General features: G+C 57.9%; 20 protein-coding genes. 6 read left to right on the top strand and 14 right to left on the bottom strand.

All coding sequences use genetic code 11. The annotated features are described in order from the left end of the window. Positions 1 to 355: 355 nt before the first annotated feature. Together QTA58_RS05150 and QTA58_RS05145 are read right to left on the bottom strand one after the other, a co-directional pair. Positions 356 to 724, bottom strand: a complete 369-nt coding sequence (locus tag QTA58_RS05150; RefSeq protein ID WP_289671968.1) for a hypothetical protein — start codon at positions 722 to 724, stop codon at positions 356 to 358. Between the two features lie 5 nt (positions 725 to 729). Then, complete coding sequence (locus QTA58_RS05145) at positions 730 to 1,227, bottom strand: hypothetical protein (RefSeq protein ID WP_289671967.1); 498 nt, start codon at positions 1,225 to 1,227, stop codon at positions 730 to 732. A gap of 111 nt (positions 1,228 to 1,338) precedes the next feature. Here QTA58_RS05145 and QTA58_RS05140 point away from each other — a divergent pair, with 111 nt between their 5' ends. The 4 genes from QTA58_RS05140 (at position 1,339) to QTA58_RS05125 (ending at position 2,602) form a co-directional block, all read left to right on the top strand. Next, entirely contained in the window at positions 1,339 to 1,575 is a 237-nt protein-coding gene (locus tag QTA58_RS05140; RefSeq protein ID WP_289671966.1) for a helix-turn-helix transcriptional regulator, read from the top strand. Between the two features lie 93 nt (positions 1,576 to 1,668). After that, complete coding sequence (locus QTA58_RS05135; RefSeq protein ID WP_289671965.1) at positions 1,669 to 1,833, top strand: hypothetical protein; 165 nt, start codon at positions 1,669 to 1,671, stop codon at positions 1,831 to 1,833. Continuing rightward, positions 1,826 to 2,137 carry a hypothetical protein gene (locus QTA58_RS05130; RefSeq protein ID WP_289671964.1) on the top strand — a complete coding sequence of 104 codons (312 nt, stop codon included), beginning with the start codon at positions 1,826 to 1,828 and terminating at the stop codon, positions 2,135 to 2,137. Before QTA58_RS05135 ends, QTA58_RS05130 begins: the two co-directional genes overlap by 8 nt. 69 nt (positions 2,138 to 2,206) lie before the next feature. Further along, the gene (locus QTA58_RS05125) at positions 2,207 to 2,602 is read left to right on the top strand and encodes a hypothetical protein (protein WP_289671963.1); all 396 of its coding nucleotides are present in this window, start codon (positions 2,207 to 2,209) and stop codon (positions 2,600 to 2,602) included. A 29-nt stretch (positions 2,603 to 2,631) separates the two neighbouring features. Here QTA58_RS05125 and QTA58_RS05120 read toward each other — a convergent pair whose 3' ends face one another. The 5 genes from QTA58_RS05120 to QTA58_RS05100 form a co-directional block, all read right to left on the bottom strand. Further along, the gene (locus QTA58_RS05120; protein ID WP_289671962.1) at positions 2,632 to 2,790 is read right to left on the bottom strand and encodes a hypothetical protein; all 159 of its coding nucleotides are present in this window, start codon (positions 2,788 to 2,790) and stop codon (positions 2,632 to 2,634) included. 178 nt (positions 2,791 to 2,968) lie between these two features. After that, positions 2,969 to 5,197 carry a glycosyl hydrolase family 28-related protein gene (locus tag QTA58_RS05115; RefSeq protein ID WP_289671961.1) on the bottom strand — a complete coding sequence of 743 codons (2,229 nt, stop codon included), beginning with the start codon at positions 5,195 to 5,197 and terminating at the stop codon, positions 2,969 to 2,971. Between the two features lie 69 nt (positions 5,198 to 5,266). Then, on the bottom strand, positions 5,267 to 5,398 hold the full coding sequence (locus QTA58_RS05110; RefSeq protein ID WP_289671960.1) for a hypothetical protein: 132 nt from the start codon (positions 5,396 to 5,398) through the stop codon (positions 5,267 to 5,269). Beyond that, positions 5,383 to 7,629, bottom strand: coding sequence for a tape measure protein (locus tag QTA58_RS05105; RefSeq protein WP_289671959.1), 2,247 nt, complete (start codon positions 7,627 to 7,629; stop codon positions 5,383 to 5,385). The genes QTA58_RS05110 and QTA58_RS05105 overlap by 16 nt, the downstream gene beginning before the upstream one ends. Then, entirely contained in the window at positions 7,629 to 7,826 is a 198-nt protein-coding gene (locus QTA58_RS05100) for a hypothetical protein (protein WP_289671958.1), read from the bottom strand. Before QTA58_RS05100 ends, QTA58_RS05105 begins: the two co-directional genes overlap by 1 nt. A gap of 65 nt (positions 7,827 to 7,891) precedes the next feature. On the opposite strand from QTA58_RS05100, the gene QTA58_RS05095 reads away from it, so the two are divergent. Further along, positions 7,892 to 8,719, top strand: a complete 828-nt coding sequence (locus QTA58_RS05095) for a hypothetical protein (protein WP_289671957.1) — start codon at positions 7,892 to 7,894, stop codon at positions 8,717 to 8,719. 317 nt (positions 8,720 to 9,036) lie between these two features. On the opposite strand, the gene QTA58_RS05090 is transcribed toward QTA58_RS05095, so the two are convergent. The 7 genes from QTA58_RS05090 to QTA58_RS05060 form a co-directional block, all read right to left on the bottom strand. Beyond that, positions 9,037 to 10,167 (bottom strand): phage major capsid protein, encoded by a 1,131-nt coding sequence (locus QTA58_RS05090; RefSeq protein ID WP_289671956.1) that lies wholly within the window; start codon positions 10,165 to 10,167, stop codon positions 9,037 to 9,039. 13 nt (positions 10,168 to 10,180) lie between these two features. Then, the gene (locus QTA58_RS05085) at positions 10,181 to 10,510 is read right to left on the bottom strand and encodes a hypothetical protein (protein ID WP_289671955.1); all 330 of its coding nucleotides are present in this window, start codon (positions 10,508 to 10,510) and stop codon (positions 10,181 to 10,183) included. Further along, positions 10,507 to 11,001 (bottom strand): hypothetical protein, encoded by a 495-nt coding sequence (locus QTA58_RS05080; protein WP_289671954.1) that lies wholly within the window; start codon positions 10,999 to 11,001, stop codon positions 10,507 to 10,509. The genes QTA58_RS05085 and QTA58_RS05080 overlap by 4 nt, the downstream gene beginning before the upstream one ends. Positions 11,002 to 11,129: 128 nt before the next feature. Further along, positions 11,130 to 12,020, bottom strand: a complete 891-nt coding sequence (locus tag QTA58_RS05075) for a hypothetical protein (protein WP_289671953.1) — start codon at positions 12,018 to 12,020, stop codon at positions 11,130 to 11,132. Between the two features lie 311 nt (positions 12,021 to 12,331). Beyond that, positions 12,332 to 13,225 (bottom strand): DUF2971 domain-containing protein, encoded by an 894-nt coding sequence (locus QTA58_RS05070; protein ID WP_289671952.1) that lies wholly within the window; start codon positions 13,223 to 13,225, stop codon positions 12,332 to 12,334. Between the two features lie 374 nt (positions 13,226 to 13,599). Then, positions 13,600 to 13,764 carry a hypothetical protein gene (locus QTA58_RS05065; protein ID WP_289671951.1) on the bottom strand — a complete coding sequence of 55 codons (165 nt, stop codon included), beginning with the start codon at positions 13,762 to 13,764 and terminating at the stop codon, positions 13,600 to 13,602. 7 nt (positions 13,765 to 13,771) lie between these two features. Then, positions 13,772 to 14,974, bottom strand: coding sequence for a hypothetical protein (locus QTA58_RS05060; protein WP_289671950.1), 1,203 nt, complete (start codon positions 14,972 to 14,974; stop codon positions 13,772 to 13,774). Between the two features lie 698 nt (positions 14,975 to 15,672). Between QTA58_RS05060 and QTA58_RS05055 the strand changes: the two genes are divergently transcribed. Then, positions 15,673 to 16,239, top strand: a complete 567-nt coding sequence (locus tag QTA58_RS05055; RefSeq protein ID WP_289671949.1) for a DNA-3-methyladenine glycosylase — start codon at positions 15,673 to 15,675, stop codon at positions 16,237 to 16,239. The last annotated feature ends 349 nt before the right edge of the window (positions 16,240 to 16,588 follow it).

The raw sequence follows: 16,588 nt of genomic DNA, 5'->3' as shown, positions 1-16,588 counted from the left end.
AATTGTCATTGGCTGCAATGGGCCGCTCTCTCACGCGGAAGCCTTCAGATTATCGTTTGCGGGCCGCGGAAGACGAGGCGGCCGGCTGCGCATGATACATATTGACTGCAGAAGCTCGGCGGAGGGCTGGACAGTATTGCCAGGCCAGAAGGTAATTTGGCATCCAAGGTTAGTCATATCGTCTCCTATTCTGTGGTGGTCTCTATGCAACAAGGATCTTCTCCGGCGCGGGTCGGCGCCGAATTCCAATCTTCTTCTCTGAGCCAAGGCAGTGGCAGTCATCGCGGTCTCCTCTGTGGTGGCAAGGAAACCAATGTCTGATTCACGCTTCAGCTTTTACGCAAAGAATTCCCATTTACGTGCGGTCTTCACGATCGTCGTCATCACGGTCGAATACGGCGATGCAATTTCGCACATGAGATTCCGAAAACCCGAAACGCTCGGCGAGCTCAGCTATGGAGTCTTCGTACCTCCGGCCCTCATCCCTCATCTGGTGAAAAGCTGAGCCGATATCATACCAAAACTGGGGTAGGGCCTTCCTCCGGCCGCGACCACGCTTCGGCGGCTTGAGGAGATCGGCGGCAATACCCTGGACGACACGGTCGGCTTTGCCCGCCCGCAGCAACTCGACCACCATGCGCTTCGCGTCTTCCGTCCGACCCTCATTGAGTGCGGCGCGGATCTCGATGGCTTGCAGGCTGAAGGACGGAGGTAGCTTTGCCATGGGGCTTAGACGAGAGAAGTGTAAATGCCGGGTGTCATTCCGATGCAGCCTTTGTGAGCGGATGCCAGGATCCTCGACCACTGGCGAAGCAGGCTAACACGCCATGGTTCGCTTCTTTCAAACTCCTGACGCGTAGGGCCTCTCCCGTTGTGTCGGAAATAACGGCTGTCAGGGCCTTTCAGCATATGCGCAATGGTAAAAAGACGGTCAATCTCGACGGCCTGCATGACGACCGGCGCGGGTGCCAACGCGTGTCCGAGGATCAAACGATATGGCCGGATATCGCGCGGGCGATAAATACCATAGATCTCCCTCCCCATCGAGCTTTGTTGGCGATCGACGACAATCCAGACCTTGCCGCCGAGGAGGACCGGACATCCTAATCCGAACCGGTAGCTCGTTGGTGGTTCCTTGTCAGCTTCACACGTCCGATTGCCGTCGGCCCCTTGTGACAATTTATGCGAATCCTCGGCTGCTGGTATGACTGCGACGTGCGCGTTCATCTGTTGTCCCCTTGTTGCCACTGCAGATATTACAGGGTAATAAGGATTAAACTTCGACTCACCATCGAAGTCAACACCGCGTGTCATACAATTCTTACAGGGTAATAACTGATGACGCCTGCACAGTTGCGAATGGCGCGAGTCGCCTTGCGAATCGGCGTGCGCGAGCTTGCGTCGATGGCCGGCGTCACCACCGCCACCATTACGCGGTACGAAAATGAAAGGGGCGGATTGCTTGCGGCAACTCGTGACAAGATCCAAGCCGCGTTAGAATCCGCCGGTATCACGTTTCTCGACGAAGGCGACATCGCTGGAGGTCCAGGCGTATCGCTGCGCCAAGAAGCTTGACAAATTTGTCAAATCTTTCATGGTGTTAGGAGACTGATAACTTGACTTCTGCTCAACTCACGATCTACCTTCATCCCACTGGGGTGGGAAAAGATGGAAGAGCAACAAGTCGAACAAAGGCCAAGCCGTTCCGAAGCAGCGGCAGCCGATTATGCCCGCACGACCGCACCTATTGATACGGAAATGGGCTGGCGCCGCGAGGACCTCGAGCTTGCCTTCCTCGCTGGCGTCGAGTGGCGGGCGCTGCAGAATGAGTGACGCCCTCTCTAAGCTGCCGCTGTTCGCCACAGACCGCGAGCTTGCCGTTGCCATCGTTGGCAAAGAGCGCGCCGCTATGTGGATCAAGACGGTTATCCCTCAACTAGAGCGCAGCGGCTTCCCAAGGATCGATCCGCTCCATGATGGCAGGCCAGTGCCGCTGGTCAAGAAATTCTACGATGGTTATTTTGGAATAACCGCGGGCTTCAATGTTGCGGCACCGGACGGAGAGGAGCGGCTAGGTTTGTGGAAGCGCGACCGACGTAGGCAGCCAAAGTCAAAATGGGGCGATCCGCCGGAGTGAGTTGCATTTCCAACCCTGGACAACCCGCATCGGAGATGCCAGCATTCACGCGGGCTTGAGGGGAACATCATGTATATGAAAATTGCCTTCGCAGTCAGTTTGACTGCGTGCCTGGTTGGCTGCGCGACCACAGAAAGCATGTCGCGCGTTTCATCGTACAGGCAAACAGTAATTCACGTGCCGATGCCGGATGATACTTATCGTCTGTACGAACACAAAAGCGACGACTCGCTGCTTGTAGCACCGAGCATGAGTAAGATTGTCTCGATAGGCATGGCACAAGGCGCAACGCTTGGCCTTGCCGACACGATGACGCCAGAACAAAAACTGGAAGCCGCGGCACAACAGCATTTGACCAATACTGGCCGTGGGCAATGCAAGATCACCCGCGGCTATATGCTGCAGAAGCCGCTATTCGAATTCTGGTTTGAGTGTCCAGCACCCTTACCAGCATCAAAGACTTGAGGCGCGACCGTAGCCGCGCCCGCCTTTGATTAGGCAGCTTCTTTCTCTTCGAGCGCCGGCCTCTCTACCTCCGCAGCCTGAACGCGCCTGATGAGATCGGCAACGACCATGACGAGAGCACCGTTGATCCGTGAATTTTCAATAAGGCCAAGGCGAATTGTGCGGTCCTGTTCTTTGTCGAGTTTCATTCTTGTTTCTCCTTACTTACATCCGGGCTCGATGGAACAGGGCGGCTACGCAATCCGCCGTCGTAGTCAGCCCCGCCAGGACCGCCGCACACTTCACGGGTTTTCCTTTTGCTATGCCGTTGATAGAGTGCGCCGCTCAGATCAGGAGGGGCTATTGGATATCAGCCTCAGCGGCTTCTTATCCGACAAATTGGACCACAACATTTATGGCGGCGCCGCGGCGATTCTCAATGTAAATCCTGCCGTCCAACGCAGCCGAAATCGTCATCAATCCATCGGTTCCAGTCGTGCCGGTCAACGCACCCGTGGTCCTGGCTGCGGTCGATCCGGCGGCTTGAGCGATTAGATCCAAGGTCGCTGTTGTCAGGACACGGTACCAGAAGATGCCGCGAAGACCCTGAACGATTGCGCTTTCAACGGAAACAATCACTGTGCCCTGCGACTTGCCATGCGGCGGCACAATAGCCCACGCGGCATCATCCGCCAGCGTCTTGAAGAAGGTGCCGTCAATGAGCGCATCGTCTTCCGTGATGTTGGCGATAGGGAATGAAGCGTCGGAGCCGGCGACGCATCCATCGGTGCTGAAGCGGTTTCGAGTGCCCGAGAACGCACGAAGGGCACTGACGTAATTCGTAGCCTCGCCATCGTTCGATACGGTGTTTCGAGTGGCTTCGCTGTCAGTGCACGCCTGCAGCTGAATCCCGTGGGTGCTCACCGCTTGAGCCGCCTTGCGGACCGTGTTTTCGCTCACCTTTGCGTTGATGCAGGTCTGCAATAGGATGGCCTGACTGCCGGTTCCGAAATAGGTATTGCCTCGAACGATGGCGTCTTTCCAATACCGGCCGCGCGTGCCGTATTGCGTCATGTTCTTGAAGACGTTGCCGATGATGCGAATGTTCGTCGGGTAGATGGGAGGTTCCGTGGCGCCGTGCGTGCTGGCTCCAGACTGGACGCCATCGAAAAGGCACCCTTCCACAAGGATATCGTCGCACGGCGTATTGTCGTAACTACCGAAAAGCGGGAAACCCGTGGCATAGGCGAAGTCGATGTTGATCGCGTCGCGGTCATTGTCGCCGACGTCGAGAACCTGTCCGGAAAAAACACATCCTCGGACCTGACCGTGCCTGATCGAATTCAGTTCGATATAGTGGCCGCGCCAGAGGCTGGAGCAGACGACATTTTCGATGAAGATGTTTTCGGCATGGGCGAATTGAACGAACGCGGCCTGGCCGGAACCGCTCGCGCGGTCCGTGGTGCAGTCAAGGTGTCCCCCGCGAATGGTGATATTGCCATCGCCATTATATCCGTCCGCATAGGTTGCGTTCCCGATATCCCCGTTCACGAACAGGCTGGTTCCCGTGAGGGTGATATGTGCGGCCGGATGCATGTCCACCATGGTATTATGATGAACCCGCAAAGGTCCCGCGACCTTGTATTCTCCGGACGGGAAATAGACGCGCTTATTTCCGCCCTGCAATGCTTCATTGATCGCTGCCGTGTCATCCGTTACGCCGTCGCCGGCAGCACCAAACCATTTGACATCGATTTCGCCGTCATGATGCCGCACCCATGCTCCGGCAGAAGCCGAAATATCGTCGGCCTTGAGATAGAGGCCTTCCATCAAATCGGCGGCGACAAGCGTGGAAAAATCGCCTGGAGTCCATTTGAAAAGGCCTTCACGTCCATCTTCGCGCAGAAAGGCCAGCGTCGTCACGGTCGTGTCCAGCGCCTTCAACATAGTCCGGCTGGATACGTTGCGGATGCTGATGCTTGCAGCCGCTTCTTCGGCGCGATCTGCGGCCGCTTCAGCCGCCGCCACAATGGCTGCGCTCGCCTGATCGCTCACCAGCCGGAACGTCGGCCCAGACACGATACCGAGCACGATCATGCCCGTGATAAGGCCACCGGACGATACGTCATTGCCGCTATTGGTCTTGATCGTGAGTGCTGCCCCGCCGTTGAACGAGACAGTGACGGGCGACCCGGTGTTCGTGTCCGCGATGTTCATCCACACCAGCGCCGAGTTGCTGACCGGAATGCTCGTCGTGGCCCGAATGGCGTTCGGTGTGCCGTCTCCAACGTCAGACGCGATGATGAAGCTGAACGGCAAGTCAGCGCGACGCGTCCACGAACCAGTGCCGGAGGCACCAACCTTGCCATAGACCCCGTTGTTCGCCGCGACAGGATCGCCAATCACCCACGCCATGCTGTTGGTATCGTGCGCCAGGTCGGCATCGAGGGCGGCTTTACTGGAATAGATCAGGCCGCCAGTCGAGGTGAAGGCGGTGACGATGTCTTCATAGCCGGTCAGGAGTCGGCGGATGTCTGACTTTTGTGGTTTGTGCGCTCCAGACGACGGAACGCCATCGGTGACGAAGTCGCGGTACACATATGCTGCAGTTGCCATGGAAACTCCAAGCAAAGAAAAAGCCCGCGTGAGAGCGGGCCGGTGAAATCTGCAAAGTTTGCAGTTGGGCTATTCGAATGTGCTTCCATCGTCGAAGGTCGTGCCGTCGTCGAAGGTGACGCCTTCATCCGCCGGAGCTTCGGCCGGCAAGTCTTCTTCGGTTTCGGTGTCTGGTGTTTTTGGATTCATCGAAATCTCCATTCCCCTCCCGCTTTCGTTTGTTGATGCCGCGTGACGGCTGCCGGCGCGCTCTGGTTTGCAGCCTGCACGATCTTAGGAGCGGCTGCGCTAACTTCGCGCTGGCTGACGTCTTTGACGTAGGCTTGCAGCCTGCCATCGTCATCGACGGTGACTCCCACCTGGACGGCCACGCCCTGCTGCCCAGCCTGACTGCGCTTTGGAATGGCCGGCGCCTGAAACTTGACCGGAATAGACCGACCATCCGGCAACGGCACCGCCGCTTCCGGTCCAGCCTCCCCGAAGATTGCCGCGGAGCGCGACACGCCGCCGCGGGAGAAGGTCTTCATCGGCTTGCCGCGCGAGGCGATGCCGCCTTTGGCGAAGCCGAAGATGGAGAACAGGCCGCCCAGTAAGCCACCGCCACCACCACCGCCGGTCCCAAACAGCGAGTTCAGGCCGATGTCGATGAGCTTGTCCAGCACCCTGTTAAGGGCATTAGACAAAGCATCCGCAGCCGAAACGCCAGACCGAAGGTCGGAAATGAACCCGGATGTGATGTCCTTGGCCGAGTCCCTGAAATCGTCCGCTGCTCGGCGCGCCTTCTCTTGCGAGTCCTGCAACTGTTCAGCCGCAACGCTTGCGTTTGCGTAGCCGATAGCCAGTTGCTCGATCTGCGCCTTGAGGGCCGGCGTGATTGCCATGCCTTCCTTCTGCGCAGCAGCAAGCAAGTCGCTTTCGGCGCGGGCCTTTTCGAGCGCAAACCCATAGTCGTTTACGAGCGGATTGACCTGCGCCATTGCAGCCGTTTCGGCCTGCAATGCAGCAGTGCGCTCCTTGATCTGCTGAATTTCGCGCTGGTAGTCGTCGGCGCGTCGACCGCCCCCGCCGCGGGCTTTGCGTCCGGAGCCGCCGGAAGAGGATGCAGCAGCCGGGAAGTCGACGATAGATACCGTATTGACGACAGGTGGACGCCTCGCACCTCCACGGATGCGAGAACCGCCCATCTGGCCATTCGTGCCGCCCGTATTCGGCTCTACGCCACCGCTGCCAACACTGTATCCAGGCACCGTCGCAGGCAGATTGGCCGCCTGCGCCCGAAGGTTCGCTAGCGCCTGCTGGACTTCTCCTAGCCTCGCTAGCGCTTCGGTGTTATCAAAGCCAAGCTCCGTGTTTAGCGCAATACGCTCCTGGAGAAGCTTCACCTCCCGCTCAAGGCCAGCGGTCTCGTCCTTCGCCTTCTCGGCGTCAAGGTTGATGACATTGCCCTCAGCATCCGTTACGCCCAGAAGATCGTTCAGATCCTTGAATATCTGTGCGTTGCCGAGGCCGCCGAGGAAACTATCTAGCTCGCTCTTGGCTTCCTGAATCTTCTGAACGAATCCGGAAATGTCGACGCCGTTTATGGCCCGAGCCACGCCGTCAATACTGGTCGCGAAGCGCTCTCCTGCGCCGGTGGAGGCGTTGAATTCCTTGGCGAGCCTCAATAGCGAGTTGTTGAAATTCGTCATGGCCTGTGCCGTCGTCAGCACGGAGCCGCGAAGACGCTGCTCCAGAACGACGGAACCAGCCTGGATGCCTTCGAAAAAGGCGCGAGACGACAGGTTGCCGTCAAGCATGATTTGCCGAAGTTTGGCGACGGAGCCTTCGGCTTCGGTAATCCCGGCAGCCGCGGCTTGCAGAATTGGAAGCGCGCCCTCCTGGATGGAATTGAACTCTTCCGCGCGAACCACGCCACCGCCGAGGGCCTGGCTCAACTGCAGCAACGCGCCCGACGCCTCCTGCGCACTCTTGCCGGAAGCGCGAAGGGCAAGCGCGACGTTGTCGGTGAGCTTCACGACTTGCTCATTCGACACGCCGAGTTCGTTCTGAACGATCGAAACGCGGCTGTAGAGCTCGACGAGCGCCTCGAGCGGAACGGAGTATTTCGACGCCGACGCAAAGAGAGAATCGTAGGTCTTTTCAAGTGCCGCACCCGACTGGCCGGCGATCTTCAGCGCATTGTCGATGCGGGTGGCGGCATCAGAAAGCGCAACCGCTTCCTTGGCTGCGGCCGCACCTATAAACGCTCCACCGATCGAAGCGCCTGCGCGCAAAAAAGAGGCGGCGATCGCCTTGCTGCTTGCTGTAGCTTGCCTCTGCATGGCGCCGAGTCGCTTGTTGGTGACGCCTTGGGCTCGAGCTAGTGAGCGTTCATATCGCGTCAGGTCGGCCGAAAGCTGAACGACAAGCCGTTCCAAATCTTGGGCAGCCATCAGGCAGCATCCCTGATCAGTGTCCAGGCCACTAAGGCGGCTGCCGCATCCTCATGCCGACCCGTTTCTGCGGCCCAGAGAGCGAGGCCTTGAGCAATCAGCCCGTCGGCAGCGACTGTTGGCGGCACGCCCTGCTTTAGCAGCCGGCGCGCACAACGGTGCGCCGCCGCGGATGCGGTGGTGAAATTGTCTGTCATGATTTTCCTGTTGGTTCTGCCTGGTGCATGTGGACCAAGGCGGGGAGGCAAGCTTCAATGCGCCAATGTTGAAAATTGCTCTTGCCGCAACCGGCGGCTTCTTCGGTGGTCTTTTGGTCTTCGCCGTCGGGCGGGAGGTTATGTTCGTATTTCGGCTTCGAGTGGCAGGCGAAGTGATTGGCGATGCACTTTCCGCCGTTGGATCTCTGTCTTGGGTGGATACAACTCTGGTAACCGGCCTTGCGGCGGTTACTGCGGCCGCTCTGAGCATTCGCGCCGTAAAGGATCAAATCAGGGCGTCGGACGCTGCCGTCCAGCGTCAAATAGAGCATGGTGTTCTGGTTGAGAAAAATCGGCGCGACGCGAAGCGAGCCGCAGCACGGGCAACGCTGCCAATCTATCTGAGCATTATCTGTGACTATGCAGAGACTAACGGACGATCACTTTACAGCTTGGTGCGCCAGTGCGTTGATTGGACGCTACCTAGAAGCGTTCCGTTACCTGAATTCCCAGAGATTCCGTTCGAGGCAGCTACGGCTCTTCGAGAATTAGTAGAGCTTTCGGATGCCTCCGAACGCGTATTTTTAGGCTCGTTGCTCGGAGAAATGCAGGTGCAGAGCTCCAGATTGCGAGGGCTTGAGCGGGATCGGTCAGCAGGAATCGTAGCGCAGCACAATCTTGAGAGCTACTTGGCTGATTCAGTCGAGATATATGCGCGTGCCAGCGAACTTTTCGATTTCGGTAGAGATCCTAATGCCAAGATTCCCGATAGCCTGAGCGAAAACGCAATTGGAACCGGACTCCATGTCATGGGTGTGTGGGACGATGAAATTTCCACCAGGGTGCGGAGGCAGGTAGTTCGATCGTCCGCCCATAAGCGAGGGCAGCACTGAGGTCCCTCATATTTTCAATTGCAGCATTGTGTACGTTAGACCCGCGCGGTCCCCGAAAAGGGCCGGCTTTCGAATTTTCCAAGCCCGTCCAAAGAGCATCGCACAAACTTTTTTTATACAAGATTTGCAAAGATCGTGGACGCCGCCGGTCTCTGGCCGGTCGGCCTCACACTTTCAGACAACCCGTAGGGGTGTGCCCTCGCTGAAGCGAGTGACCGAGCCGACGGGCGGCGCTGCACCTGGCCGATGTCTGAAATCGGCGGGCGGCCAAGTGCTTCGGCGCCTGCGCTAACCCAGGAGTCTCCCCGCCTTATCTCTTAAGAGCTTACTGCCGGATAGAGATCGCCGACGACGAATGCGGTAGGTCGGTAAACAGCCATCGCCAGGCGCGTTTCGATCCTTATCGAAACCATGTTCTTTTCGAAGTCATCGACGTTCTCGCTCGAGATGAGCACCTCCGTTTCCATGCGGTCAAAGATTTCAGCACCAACGTTAAACGAGCCGGTGAGGAACGTGCCTTGCTGGACAGCCAGAGAGCGAACGACCGGAAGACCCCAGAGGGTTGGAGCTTGGACACCAAACGGCACGTCCTTGGCGAGGTAACGCTCGTCGGCATCTTTCGTGCCGATCAGCGCGCGCCAATCGGTTGGGTGAAGAACGATGCCATTCACGGGCGCGCTGGTAGCTTCGACCTGCGCGATGGCCTGGCTAACGCGATCCAGCGCCGTATCGGCTACCCCAGTGAACGGAGGAGCAAATGCAGCGGCCTGCGGCACGAGGCCGTTGATGTTCTGACCTGTACCGTTGCCGAACAACAGCTGGTTTTCGATCACAAGCTCAAGGCCATACACGCCGCGTCTGGAGATATAGCTCGCAAGAGCCGGCGCATCGTCCAGAATCTGACGGGACGCCTTGAATAGATGGGCGATCGTGCGAACCGGAGCGGTCTTCAGTTCGAAAGTCAAATCGCTGGTCGGCTTTTGGGTCGTTTCGGCGACTGGAGCGGCATTGTTTGTGAAGCCGGTTTCGACCGCGTATTCAACCGAATTCGACGTGGTGCGCGAGCGAGCAAAGAGGTCGCGGACGCGAAGTTCTCGTTCGAAAGGCGTAACAATGCCGGGCACACGATGTGCCGGCACAAGGCTCGTGCCGGGCGATGTGGTGTTGCCTACGGTCGCTGGCGCCGAGGTGATAGCTGCGAGTTCTTCGCTGATCTTAACCTTTGCGGTGCCGCGGAATTCGGAGGTCAGCGCTTGTACATCGCGGTTCGCAACGACAATGTCCCCGAGTGAGGAGCCATTGTCATTGGCCGCCATGCCGCGGCCGGCTGGGGATGATTCAAACCGGTCCCACTGCATTTCGATTTCGCGCATGCGACTGTTAAGCTCGGAGGCGGTTGCGCTGAATTTGTCGCCGACTTCACGGATCATTTCTGCAAGATTTGTCAATTTCGTTTTCCCTTCAGTAATTTGCGGCGAGCGCCGCATTGATGTTTGCGCGGTTGGCTGCGATCTTACGCGCCGCCGCGATTTCCAAGTCAGCGCCGGAAAGGCCGGCGGCTTGGGCGTTCTGCTCCGCCCTAGTCGAGGCTAGGAGGTTGTTGAACCAGCGAAGGGCGCCTTCCCGAGTCGCGCATCCTTCAAGGCTTTCCGCATAGGCAGACCACGCTGCTGCCGGCACGTCATAGAGCCCGTCCGGGCGCTGCTGAAGCTCACCGAGCAGGTCGGCAAAGCTTTTTTGCTCGACCGCGGCCGCTGCCAGGCTGTCGAGTAGTTCATTTACATCGGTCATTTCATCAACCTTGTTATTGCGGCCACCGCGTCCGCTTGGCTCGGCGCCGCTCCCTGGAGCTCTGCCGCGATTGCGGAGAGGCTGGCGCCGGTGACGAGGCGTGCGGGTGCTTCGGAGAGTTCGCCGAAAAGATGATGCCGGCCGTCGACGACCAGGGAAACACTTTCCCGCCGAACGATCATGTGCTCGATATGGCGGGGCGAACCGAACAATAGTTCGCCCATGAACTCACTCATGGAGTTCCCTTGCGCATTGCGTAGCGTAGCAAGCCTGGTTGCTGCCGCCGGCGCGTCGTCAATCTTCTCGGAACCGAGAAAGCCAAGAAGGATCGTGACAGCCTCTGGCTCGCCGATTTCGGGCGGGAAACGGCGTGAGCCTGTAACAGGTTTTACCATTCCAGTCTCGTGGAGACGTTCCACGTGCCGCTCGATATGGCGCAGCGGCTCGCCAAGGCGACGCGCAAGCATCGCCACATACTCGCCTTTCGTCATGGCGATCTCCAATTTTCGGGAATTGAGAAAAGGGTAAAAAGGGGGCCAAGCCGAAGCTTGGCCAATGTCGAACACGTCGGGAACTGCTTCCCTATGTAAATACCGCCTGATCTGCAAAAAGGGGACGGTTAGGCCGCCAACACCTCATCCAGTTCGGCACAGGCGTCGATCAGCGCGGCCTTGCCCCTACGTTCCGCATTCTTGCCGCGATAGCCCAGCCGCTCGCCAATCTGACGGAAGTTCGCGGCGACGAGGGCGAAATCAAGAATATCCGCCGTCTCCGTTTTCACGCCATTCCGAATGCGATTGCTCTCCTGGCGCTGCTCGATCGGATCGGCGAATGCGACAGCGCCGGCCGAATGCCCACCGATACCAACCGTGGCGCGGCCTGGGTCGATGGCTTCCGTTCCCTTGGGTTTGCCGAAACGATCGCGCACCTTATGGTGCCCAAGTCCGATGATCCCGCCAACTGGAATGCGGACATAGTCCATCTGCAATGCTCCGTCTTCAGTACGTATCGGCGCCCATTCCGCATTGGCGCCGTTAGACAACCGCAGGCCACCGAGGCGCCATATGCAGGGTGGCGCCGGCTTCCTCCGGCGGCGAGGCGATAGATTAGGACCGCGCTCAATGTCGCCGCCTACAGGCGCGACGTAGGACTCTCCGCCGCCACCGAGCCGCGCATGTCGGCGTTCCTCGAACTCGACGTCCTTGATGGCCACCATCATTTCGGAAATGCGCGGTCTGACCTCATGCTTCGAATCCAGAATTGGCGGCGCTATCTCCTCGCCTTCGCCCGCCACGTTGTCATTGGCGGCAATGGTCTTCCAATCCTCGGGCGTGCTCGCTGCTCGCCATGTGAGAAGGCTACGAAGTTTGGCGGATAGTTCCGCGTGCTTTGGCGTTTCCGTCTTCACCGCTCTGCGCGGAAGAACTTCAGAATCCCTTTGAGGTGCATTCCGCTGCCAAACGGCAAGGGCGATGCGATACCTGGACGGAGTCCAGGTTTCATCTGTCATGAATGGCATTTGGTTCCTGACGTGTGTCGGGGTTTGCCGGCCCTTCGGGCTTCTTTTTAAGCGGCGGCGCAGATGCGCGGTAGAGGTTGTTTTGTAGACGTTTTTTACAAATTTGTCAAGATAACTGTTGACAACTTGTTCGTTTTATGATCCGCGAACTCCGGCAATCATCCGAACGCGAAAAAACTCAATGTTTTCTCGCACGCGCGCTTGCGCGCGCGGGAGGCAAAAATCTGTGTTAGCGCTAAAGGAAGAGGACCGCGCCGCTCCGTGGCTGCGCATGCTGAGACTTCAGAGAAGCCCCCGGTGGGTTAGTTCCGGAGCGGGATGTCGGAGATCCAAATCCTGCCTAAGGGGTTCTCGACGCCCTTTGCATCGAGGACAATTCCCAATGCTTCCTTGATTTCCACAGCGAAGTCAGTCGGACCTATTATGATGCGGTCTATCAACTCCCGTATCTCGATTCCGAACAGGCCTTCCGCCTCCACATTCTTGAGTGGGATTTTGAAGATTCGCTGGGGAACACCGTCGAACGTGAATATGTCGGGCTTGATACGCGTCGATTCGTGGAGACTTGGGCTGTAGATTATTCGCCATTCGCGCTCCTCGGCAAAGCCTGGGTGCTTGGTGCAAAGCACCGCCATACGGAAGACCTCGAACATATTGGAGATTAGCTGCTCCTCCGAAAGCTGGGATAGTAGCGAGCCGCCCTGCTCGAACCCTTCCATTAGATTTGCGAATTCGTTCGTAAACTGCTCTTCGCTCAGGTACGCAACGGGTGATGTGTACGCCTGCAGCGCATTGGTTGGCCGCAAGAACGGAGCGCCATTGACCACAATGGCGACCCCGCGTGGGCTGCCATAGGCTCGCCACATAGACAGTCGACCGTTGATGTCTTCTGAAGCCTCATGTTCTGAGATGCAAGAGATGTACGTGCTGTTTCGAATGCTTGGGAGCCATCCGTTGAAGTAATCCTCCACCTTCTTACAGAAACCCGGAAAGCGGCTTTCGAAAATGCTTTCAAACCTATCCTTGTGCTCTTTGTAGGCTCGGCTAAGACAATTGAAACCGTGCTCAATTTCGTTGAAGTCATTCATGCAAGTAGACTTACGCATCCAGACCTCTTCGTTCTGGATGATCTTCAACGCTGTGTCAGCGCTCGTGTAATGTACAAATCTGGCGTTTCCTGCAAATGCAGTTGCCATTTTTTCGAAAGCGTGGGGGTGAAAAAGTCGGAATGTCGCTAGCTCCGTTTCGTCTAACCCTATCAAAGCGACCTCGAAACTTGTGCATGGTTAATTGCCGACTGTATATCACTCCTTTGTGCCTCCCGGCGATTTGATAGCCTCGCTATCCACCGATTTGTTATCATTCGCCGCCCTCAGGTCCGGCCGCTGCGCATAGAACTCCGCCCAGCTTATGCGCCGGCCACGGTAGGGGCGATCGGTGTCTGCTAATGTCATGCTATCCTCCTATGGATGCTGATGTGGTCAAGCTTGCGTCGACATGCTACAAGGCGAAGTCGAGGAAACGCCCTCGTCGTCATCGGGGGTAGATAAATGACTGAGGCAGCGACCAATCAGCCGCTCGCGATATTTTGGGACATTCCCGTTCTAGCGAATGGTCGGCTGATATTTGGCCCACTCGATGCCAAGTTTTTCATGACCACGAAGTGGCCGGCCGACAGGGCCATTGCGTCGATGAAGGCGTCCTTGGTGGCGTTGTAGAAATCGCTGTATTCCATCACTTCCTCACGCTGCTCGACTGTAGGAGATCGCGAGACGATCGTTGATTGTGCATTTGATGCGCCTATCGTGGAGTTGGTTGGTGTCGGTCAGTTCGTCGATGTCCAGGCAATCGGCAAGCCTCCTAATGAACTTCTGCCCGCGCTCTTGGATCGCCGGATCCGTGTGCTCATAGTAAAAGGTGTGCTGAACATCGGGACCGGATCCTCTGTCGCTCCACGTCAAATCCAGGACGACTTTTTGCGTGGAATAATCCACCTGCTCGACCTTACTTCCGGTGATCGTCGCGTAAAATGTTCCGAATGGACTGAATGGCCCGACGTCGCAAATCATAGGCCAGTCATCATTCGCGGCAACGGGCGCTGGTTGTTCTGGCCTCGGCTTGGCATTAGCTTTTGCCTTCCGCTCCCTCGGCTTGTATGCGGCTGGCGGGTCGCATTCATAGTGCTCACCGGTCAGCCAAGTGTCCAGATGCTTGCGCGGGGCGTCGGGCTTGCCTTGCGCCTGCCATGCTTCAAACCACGCCCTCGCCGAATCCAGCAGAGAAGAATGAAGGTCAGCATCGGGCGCTAGAGCCTCATATGCCGATCGAGCTTTCTTCTTGTCGCCTTGGCCTCGCTTCGGAAAATAGGTTTTCCAAAGCTCTTCAAATCCCCCTTGCGCACCACCCGCGCCGGTGGCCTCCAGGCCAACCGGAAGCGGCGGCGTAGCCGGGGCGCAATCATCTCCACCTATCCCCGTAACCCCGTCTTGTAGACGGGTCCGGGTAGGTGGGTCTTCGTTCTGGGTTTTATGAACGCTATCGCTCGTAGTGTTCTGGTTTTCCCGAACGCTTGTGTTCTGGTTTTCCCGAACGCTAATTTCATCTTCTATAGTGTTCGGAATTTCCCGAACGCTAGAACCGTGCGCCCAAACGGGCACATAGCGGGAGGCACGTCGGCCAACGCCGACATCAGCGGTGATGTAGCCCCATGCCTCAAGGTCTTTGAGGGCGGAATGAACGTCACCGGTGTATAGGCCAATGCCGGCGGGGTCTCGCTCTTTCAGCTGCGCAACAATGTGACGGACACTGGCCAACGCGTCACCATACTTGCGGTGGTACCAGTCGAGCAGGAAACCATATACGGCAAGATGCTTGCGCTTCATGCGGCGATCAAGGGGAGCAATAGTGGCCAGCCTGAACTTGTTCTCAAGGCTGTCATCGTCCATGAACCGCCTCCAGCGCCTCAACGGCAAGGGCGGTCAGGCGCTCGGCAAGCGGCTTGGAAAAGGTAGCCGCGTGGCGGTTCCCGCATTGCGGGGCATATAAAAGATGCCGTCCGTCGGCCTGCCGTACGACACGCAAGCCGTACATCCTCACGTGCTCATTGAGCTCGACGTCGACGAAACCGACGCATTCGCGCTCACCGCGCCCTTTCGTCGGGTGCGCATACAATACCCTCATATTTCTCTCCTGTTATCGCGCACAAAGGCGCGGCCCGCCAGCGAAGGCCGGCGGGGTGGTTTGGTTATTGTGGTGGGCTCAGCGCGGGCGCGTTAGGCAAAGAAGACATATTTCTTTGCGTACCGATGCGCTTGTTTTTGCTGCATTTAGATGCAGAAAATGCGGGGTCGAAGGTTCGATACCGTGGTGGTCAACCAAGTTTCGGTGTTCTAGACAAAATCGTTCTAAGTGATTGATGCCGGTTCCGGTTCTAGACTATTTTCAAACTGAAAAGACCTTGAAAATACCCACTTGAGAGCGGATTGAAAATCCGCGTGTCGGTGGTTCAAATCCGCCTCCGGGCACCATTATTTCCCAATGGATGTACGTTGCCCGTTGTCGTTTTGATCGGCTCAGGGGAAGACAAGTTTCCCTACGCTGTCTATGCATGCTCCGGCATCAGGTAACGGATTCCGGAATGGGAATGAACCAGCAGTTTTTCGACAGAAGTTCCGTTGCGGTCGCGCGTGATCTGATCGGGGTGGAGCTCGATGTGGCGGGCGTCGGCGGCGTGATCGTCGAGACCGAGGCCTACGAGCCGGACGATCCGGCCTCCCACAGCTTTCGTGGCCCCAAGCCGAGGAATGCGGTGATGTTCGGTCCGCCCGGCCATGCCTATGTCTATCGTTCCTACGGTATCCACTGGTGCCTGAACTTCGTCTGCCGGCCGGGCAGCGCGGTCCTGGTCCGCGCCTTGCAGCCGGTCAGGGGCATCGGCGAGATGGAGACGCGGCGCGGGCAGGACGATCCGCTGCTACTGTGCTCGGGGCCCGGCCGCGTCTGTCAGGCGCTGGGGATCACCATCGAGCATAACGGCCTGTCGCTGTTCGAACCGCCGTTCGAGCTCACCTTGCCGGAAATGCCGCCGATGGTCGTCGTCGGCCGCAGGATAGGTATTTCGCAGGCCATCGATCTGCCCTGGCGCTTCGGGCTGTCGGGCTCGTTGCATGTCAGCAGGAAGTTCACCGGGAAGGGCGGTCTGGCCCCATAAGCCGCCGGTCGTCCGATGCCGCCGGTCAGGCGGGAGCGGGCGCCTGCGCCAGCCTGCCGATACTTGCATTGTGCATTGGCGAAGAAGCCGCAATCCGTGTGCTGCCGAAGCAGCCTGTGGTCCGCGGATCAATATGTGCTCTCCCGAAGCAATACAGGTATTCTTGCACCAACTATTAACCTTCAGGCAAGGAATTAACCATACATATTGGGGACCACGGCGAAATGGGACGACTGCGGTCTCCCACCAGGCATGAAGCCGCAAAGCCGTACCGGTGACAATCCGGTATCCGCTCATGAAAATCCAGGAAAGCCTGCGTTGACCGTGGTGCACATGCCCGGCGGATAGC

The organism is Neorhizobium sp. CSC1952 (assembly GCF_030378245.1).
GTDB lineage: Bacteria > Pseudomonadota > Alphaproteobacteria > Rhizobiales > Rhizobiaceae > Neorhizobium > Neorhizobium oryzae_A.
Note: the sequence above shows the minus strand (reverse complement) of the source record. Positions and strands in the feature narration are given on the sequence as shown.